The organism is Corynebacterium kroppenstedtii DSM 44385 (assembly GCF_000023145.1).
Lineage (GTDB): Bacteria > Actinomycetota > Actinomycetes > Mycobacteriales > Mycobacteriaceae > Corynebacterium > Corynebacterium kroppenstedtii.
In genome coordinates this window covers 2,440,576-2,446,804 of record NC_012704.1, presented here as the reverse complement: position 1 = coordinate 2,446,804, position 6,229 = coordinate 2,440,576, and the positions used below count along the sequence as shown (strand labels likewise).

Sequence of the window (6,229 nt, the reverse complement as noted above, 5' to 3'; positions counted from 1 at the left end):
CGGTCATCCTTTGTGTTGCTGTTGTCGTATTGCTGCTGTGTTGTGCACGGGTACCCGTAGCGAACGTGGAAAACACCGGCGTTCGTGGTCATGTGTGTTTGAGTTTTACACCGTAATGCGGGGTACCGCTCATGAAAAATGACATTGTGGCGGTCTCTAGTGTGGGTTGATGGTCAGATTTTGTTACTAAATCGGGCAGAGCATAATTCCACATTTGTAATTTACGTTCTCCCCAGAGATTCGCTTACTTGTGAATAAGCTGTGAATAACATAATACAGACGTCAGAAGCGTTTTCCACAATGTTATCCACACCCTGGGGATAAACAGGGCTTGAGTTTATCCCCAGGGTGTCTTGAACCTGTGGATTAATCGTGTTGGGGAAGATTTGGCCGTGACCTGGGGAAATTAACCTCAAGTAAAGGTTGAGGTCACAGATGTGGACAACTTATCCACACCCCCTGTGGAATGTGGAGGGACACGCGATGCGACCTGGACTTTCTATTCTGGCAGGTTTATCCACAGGCCCATCGATGTGTCCTTAACCACTGTGGAGTTTTGTGGAGTTTATAGATGAATTACAACCGTGCAATTTAGGGGTAAAGTTAACACACCGATCGCTGATTTGTGACTCGTGTGGTAAAACCCGTAGTCTTATAAGGTCATTCGTAATAGATCCGTGATGCCTGCGCTTTTCGGTGGCGTCCGATCTTTCACGAGCATGGCAATACACAGCGATTCTGGCTTTGGCTCCATGCTGTTGCCGTCGAAAAGCTGCTCGCCCCGTGTTCGTCGCATGGGAAGTACTAGCGGGTCTGGAAGTACCGCGTAGTAATCGAGATGTCCTAGCGGATTTCTGTATTGCCGTTGAAATAATCTGTTACATGGCAAGCTCTCGGCATGTCGGTACAAGGTTGGTGCAACCTGCTACGGCATCGCCGGGTGTAGCGAGCCCGAGTGTATTGAGGAGTTGAGTACCGTGGCCAAAGGCAAGCGGACTTTTCAGCCGAACAACCGCCGTCGTTCCCGTGTTCACGGCTTCCGTAGCCGCATGAGCACGCGGGCCGGTCGTGCCATTGTGTCGGCACGTCGTCGTAAAGGACGTAAGTCGCTGACGGCGTAAGTGCGTAGAGCTACGCACTTCCCCAGCTGGTTGTAAGGCTGGTGTCGTTTTGCGAACGTGGTGGAGTTTCCTCGGTTCTCGGCAAATGTCGTTTGGGGAAGCTCCACTTTTGTCTATACATGTCTATGTACGTCTATGTATGAGGTCATCTGTGTAGGGCGATCCGTTTGGATGGGCTTATCCATTTCGTAGCGGCAGAATCCACTCTTGGGGCAAATCCCCACTTGGCCTAGTAGAGGATGTGAATCACGTGCTCCCGGCATCGCAACGGTTGCGTCGTAGGTCGGAATTCCGTGCGGCCATTCGAGGCGCCACGTCGGGTAGCAAGCTGGTCGTGGTTCACGTCGTCATACGTTCTACCGATCCAGCCACGGCTGATCTCATCAATGGTCCGTGCGTTGGTGTCGTGTGCTCGAAAAGTGTGGGGAATTCAGTTGTTCGGCACACAGTGGCACGGCATCTGCGCCACGTCGCTAAAAATCTGGTGGACGATCTTCCGCGGAATGTGGATTTAGTTATTCGAGCTCGTCCGGCCGCTGCAAACGCTTCGCACTCTGCTTTAGCCGAAGCAGTGACGTACTGTACGAATAAGGCTTACGGTAAAGCGCGACGCCGGGAAGCTAAGAAGGCAAAAGATAAGAAGTCAGAAAGCTGAGTCGGCTGGAAGTCGAGAACGATCGCGCACACCAGCATGATCAATCATGAACAATGCCGCCGACGTTAATAACCTCACACGGTAGACAGGCACGGGATGCAGATGTTTCACGTGAAACATTCGGAACTGCTACCTCACGGTGGTGGCGTCCGTGATGCCTCCACGAATTCAGCGCACCGTCGTGATTCAACCGTCGGCGATCATGCTTCTACTCCCCCACTTCGTGATGAAACCAGCGGTGACTCCGTAAACCAGCATGACGTTGACCAGATAGACCAGAGTGAAGACAGCCGTGAGGGTCGTCGTCGGCAAACATGGGCTGAAAAAGCGATACTCTTTTACCAATATGGAATAAGCCCCCTGAAACCTGGACCCTCGTGCCGATTTGAGCCCACGTGTAGCAATTACGCTCTGACCGCCATCCGCAGGTACGGTGTTGTACGAGGTGTGCTCATGGCCGCAATTCGATTGTCGAAATGTGGACCATGGCATCCAGGTGGGTGGGATCCTGTTCCCCCGCGACGAACACCTCGTGAACGTGTACACGATGCGCACGTACACGATGACAAAGACCATCGTGAGGGCACAACCGATAATGCTGGCCGGCGAAACAACCGCCAGTGACTCGGTATGGCGCAATCATGGCAACGTCCACGGAACAGTCACGGCCCCACAGTCCCAAAACGTAAACGATTAGGAGCGACGCACCCCCGTGCTTAACTTCATCTACTACCCCGTGTCCTGGGTCATGCTGGCCTGGTACAAATTCTTCGGATTGTTCCTTAATCCGGATTCCGGCGTGACATGGGCGTTGTCCATTATCTTCCTGGTCTTCACCATCCGCATTTTCTTGTTCAAGCCAATGGCGAACCAGATGCGGTCCGGTCGGAAGATGCAGGAACTGCAGCCGAAAATGCAGGAAATTCGGGCTAAATATAAGAACGACCAGCAGACCCAAGCCATTGAGATGCGCAAACTCCAAAAGGAGATGGGCGTTAATCCCCTGGCTTCGTGCTTGCCGGCTCTGGTTCAGATGCCCATCTTTATTTCGCTGTACCACGTGCTCCGGTCCTTTAACCGAACGGGTACCGGCCACGGCGAACTAGGAATGACCGTCGAACAAACCCGCAACACTCCTAACTACGGATTCGGCGCCACCGAGGTACAGTCCTTCCTAGACGCGCGACTGTTCGGCGCTCCCCTGTCGGCCTACATTCGGATGCCGGAAAAGGCGTTCGATGCGTTCTCCGCGAGCGGAAGCGTTGATTTCACACGGACCAACATTCTCGCGGTGGCCATCCCGCTGATGATTATTTCTGCGTTGGCCACGCACTTCAACGCTCGAAATATGGTTCGGCGGAATAAGGCACGCCAGGCGGCCGATCCGAAGAAGAACGCCCAGAACCCGCAGATGGCCATGCAAGCCAACATGATGAACAACATGATGTTGTGGCTGTTCCCGGCCATGATTTTGATCACCGGTATGTTCTGGCAGATCGGACTGTTGACCTACATGTTGGCCAACAACGTTTGGACACTGGGTCAGCAAATTGTTCTTTTCAACAAGATGGATCGTGAAGAAGAAGAGGAAAAGAAGGCAAAGGCTGAAGCTCAGCGGGCCACTGCACCGAAGGTTGGCCAGAAGCCGAAGAATAATAAGAAAAAGGGCGGTAAGAAGAAGAAGTAGTATCCGCACCGGGCGTCGCGCTCAGGGGCGCTATGTGCCGTGAGGCGAGAAGGAGGGCTTGCAGGCCCTCCTTTTTTCATGTGGTTGTGGGGTTTAATGCAACATTGTCGTTCACGTAGCAGCGTGGTTCACGTAGTGGCGTGCTTCAATTACCGACGCCGTCGCCGGGGTCTTGGGAGAGCTCGTGCAACCGGGATTACAAAGCACGCGTGATTATGGGGGTTGAAAACGCCTTTACCCCTACCGCACTCCCCTTTCGGCGCGCATAATTGAGGCATGAACGAAGGCCCTGTGAACAATACCGACCGTGCTGCAGAGTCAGCTGCTGATTACATCGAAGAGCTTTTAGACGCCGCCGATCTCGATGGCGATATTGACTATGGAGTCACTCAAGGTCGACCGTTTGTGGAACTTCCGGGTGGCGATTGTGCCCAACTTATCGGCCGGCATGGCGAGGGCATCGATGCTTTGCAGATGTTGACGCGATTGGCAGTTCGCGCTGCAGGATTTAAGGAGGTTCCGGGGGTTGTTCTCGATATCGACGGTTATCGCGATGCTCAGCGTCAGGGTCTTTTCGCCGAGGCAGAAGAAGCGTTAGATCGAGTGCGTGAAACGGGCGAGCCCGTGGTCCTCCGGCCGATGAATCCGTTTGAGCGCGCTGCTGTGCATAGCCGGGTGGCGGAAGAGGAAGGCTTTACCTCCGAGAGCGCCGGGCTACCGCCGATGCGCTCTGTCGTGGTTTCACGTGAAACATCTGAGGGCGCTGTACGCTAGCATCGGTGAGCGATTAGATCCGATCCAGCAGCAGAGTACTGAACAGCAACGCACCCACTAGCAAGGTAATAACAACAAGGTAATGACTGACCGAGACAATGTTTCACGTGAAACATCCATCGAGCACGGTGGCGACGATCGCGCTCCAGGCGTGAGCGATGCTCCGAATGCTGATAACGCTCAGGGAGTAGATAACGATCCCCGCGCCAGTGAAGCCCCGGCCACTCCCCCGGAGGCGGCGACTGTTTTTGGTGATCGCCTTCCTCTCGCTGTTGCCTACCACGAGTCGTTACGCAGCGACGCGACCGTCCGCGGACTCATCGGGCCTCGCGAAGCACCACGTCTGTGGGAACGCCACATTCTCAACTGCGCTGTGATTGGCGAACTGATGGACCGCGATTCGCGCGTCGTCGACATCGGAAGCGGCGCCGGGCTTCCGGGCATTCCCCTCGCGATCGCGCGGCCAGACTTAGACATCACGCTGATTGAGCCACAGCTACGACGGGTGAATTACCTTGAGGAAATCGTCGGCAAGCTTGGATTGGATAACGTGTCAGTGGTTCGTGGCCGTGCCGAAGAGAAGACGATTAAGCGACAGAATCGCGGTGCCGACTACGTGACAAGCAGAGCAGTCGCGCCACTGGGGAAACTCATGGGATGGTCGCTGCCATTAACCAGGCAGCATGGCTTGGTCTTGGCGATGAAGGGCGCAAGCGCTCACGAAGAAATCGAGCGCGATCAAAAGGCTATCAGCTCAGCCGGGGGCGGGGAATGTTCAGTCGATGAGGCAGGGGCAGGTGTCTTGCCCGAGGCAACCATCGTCGTGCGTTGCGAACGTCGCTGAGACTCGGCATGAGCCGCCGATTGCTCGACCAGGAACGCTAGTTTGTTCCCGCGAATCCGGCTAGGATAAGCCAGGTTACGAAAACGGCGGACAGCCACACGGAAGTTGTACAACACGGACACAAAGGACGGGAACATGGGCAGGGTTTCGTCGGACGGGTATGACTATGACGACGACAACAGCATAGAAGAACAAGCCCGACGGGCCGCGCGGTTTCAATCGGGGACGATGAAGCCCCTTACACGACCTCGCCATACGCGGAAAATCGCGTTGGCGAACCAGAAAGGTGGGGTCGGGAAGACTACGTCGACTGTTAATTTAGCGTGGGCACTGTCGCTGCGGGGTCAAAAAGTGCTGGTGGTGGACCTTGATCCACAGGGAAACGCGTCCACTGCTCTCAGTGCCGAGCACCGGGCGGAAGGCACTCCGTCGACCTATGAAGTCATTATCGGTGAAATTGAACCCAAAGATGCCGTTCAAGCTCACCCGTCGAACCCCAATATGTTCACTATCCCGGCCACCATCGATCTCGCCGGTGCGGAAATGGAACTGGCTAACGGGTACAACCGTGAGTATCGCGTAGCGCAAATGCTGGGTGATGAAGGTATCGACGATATGGGGTTCGATTACATCTTCATCGACTGTCCCCCGTCATTGGGCCTTCTGACGATTAACGGGCTGACCGGTGCGAACGAAATTATCATTCCGATTCAGTGCGAGTTTTACGCTCTCGAGGGCGTGACGCAACTGACCGAAAACGTGCGCCTGATTCGGGAGGCTCTCAACCCGAATCTGGATATCACCGGTGTTTTGCTGACGATGTACGACAGTCGCACGAATCTTTCGCATGATGTGGAGAACGATGTCCGCGAGTCGTTCGGGTCGCTGGTGTTTGATCGCGTTATCCCCCGGAATGTTCGCGTGTCTGAAGCGCCGAGCTACGGGCAGACCGTGATCGAGCACGATGCGGGCTCCCCAGGGTCGGCGGCGTACATGGCCGCTGTCGAGGAGCTTGCCCGTCGAGAGCCGGAGTCGCCATTGCAGAACGCTGACCCCCGTCGTGGCCGCCACACCGCGTAACACTCGGCGCCGGAAACTCAGCGTCGGAACCGCGGAGCGCGAGACTCGGAGTTTGAAGCTCGGAGCCC

The 6,229-nt window shown here is 55.3% G+C and carries 7 protein-coding genes; all 7 read left to right on the top strand.

Annotated elements, in window-relative coordinates:
- The first annotated feature begins 977 nt into the window (after positions 1–977).
- The 7 genes from rpmH to CKROP_RS10370 all read left to right on the top strand — a co-directional run bounded on the left by rpmH (position 978) and on the right by CKROP_RS10370 (position 6,161).
- Positions 978–1,121 carry a 50S ribosomal protein L34 gene (rpmH, locus tag CKROP_RS11245; RefSeq protein WP_012732704.1) on the top strand — a complete coding sequence of 48 codons (144 nt, stop codon included), beginning with the start codon at positions 978–980 and terminating at the stop codon, positions 1,119–1,121.
- 250 nt (positions 1,122–1,371) lie between these two features.
- Positions 1,372–1,776, top strand: coding sequence for a ribonuclease P protein component (locus CKROP_RS10395; RefSeq protein ID WP_052292434.1), 405 nt, complete (start codon positions 1,372–1,374; stop codon positions 1,774–1,776).
- A gap of 270 nt (positions 1,777–2,046) precedes the next feature.
- The gene (gene yidD / locus CKROP_RS11240) at positions 2,047–2,400 is read left to right on the top strand and encodes a membrane protein insertion efficiency factor YidD (RefSeq protein ID WP_237698484.1); all 354 of its coding nucleotides are present in this window, start codon (positions 2,047–2,049) and stop codon (positions 2,398–2,400) included.
- 88 nt (positions 2,401–2,488) lie between these two features.
- Entirely contained in the window at positions 2,489–3,463 is a 975-nt protein-coding gene (gene yidC, locus CKROP_RS10385) for a membrane protein insertase YidC (RefSeq protein ID WP_012732701.1), read from the top strand.
- 276 nt (positions 3,464–3,739) lie between these two features.
- Complete coding sequence (locus CKROP_RS10380; RefSeq protein ID WP_012732700.1) at positions 3,740–4,237, top strand: Jag family protein; 498 nt, start codon at positions 3,740–3,742, stop codon at positions 4,235–4,237.
- Positions 4,238–4,319: 82 nt separating this feature from the next.
- A complete protein-coding gene (gene rsmG, locus CKROP_RS10375) occupies positions 4,320–5,081 on the top strand; it encodes a 16S rRNA (guanine(527)-N(7))-methyltransferase RsmG (RefSeq protein WP_012732699.1) in 762 nt (253 codons plus the stop codon).
- A 135-nt stretch (positions 5,082–5,216) separates the two neighbouring features.
- Positions 5,217–6,161: a ParA family protein gene (locus CKROP_RS10370; protein WP_012732698.1), complete on the top strand. Its 945-nt coding sequence runs from the start codon at positions 5,217–5,219 to the stop codon at positions 6,159–6,161.
- Positions 6,162–6,229 lie beyond the last annotated feature (68 nt).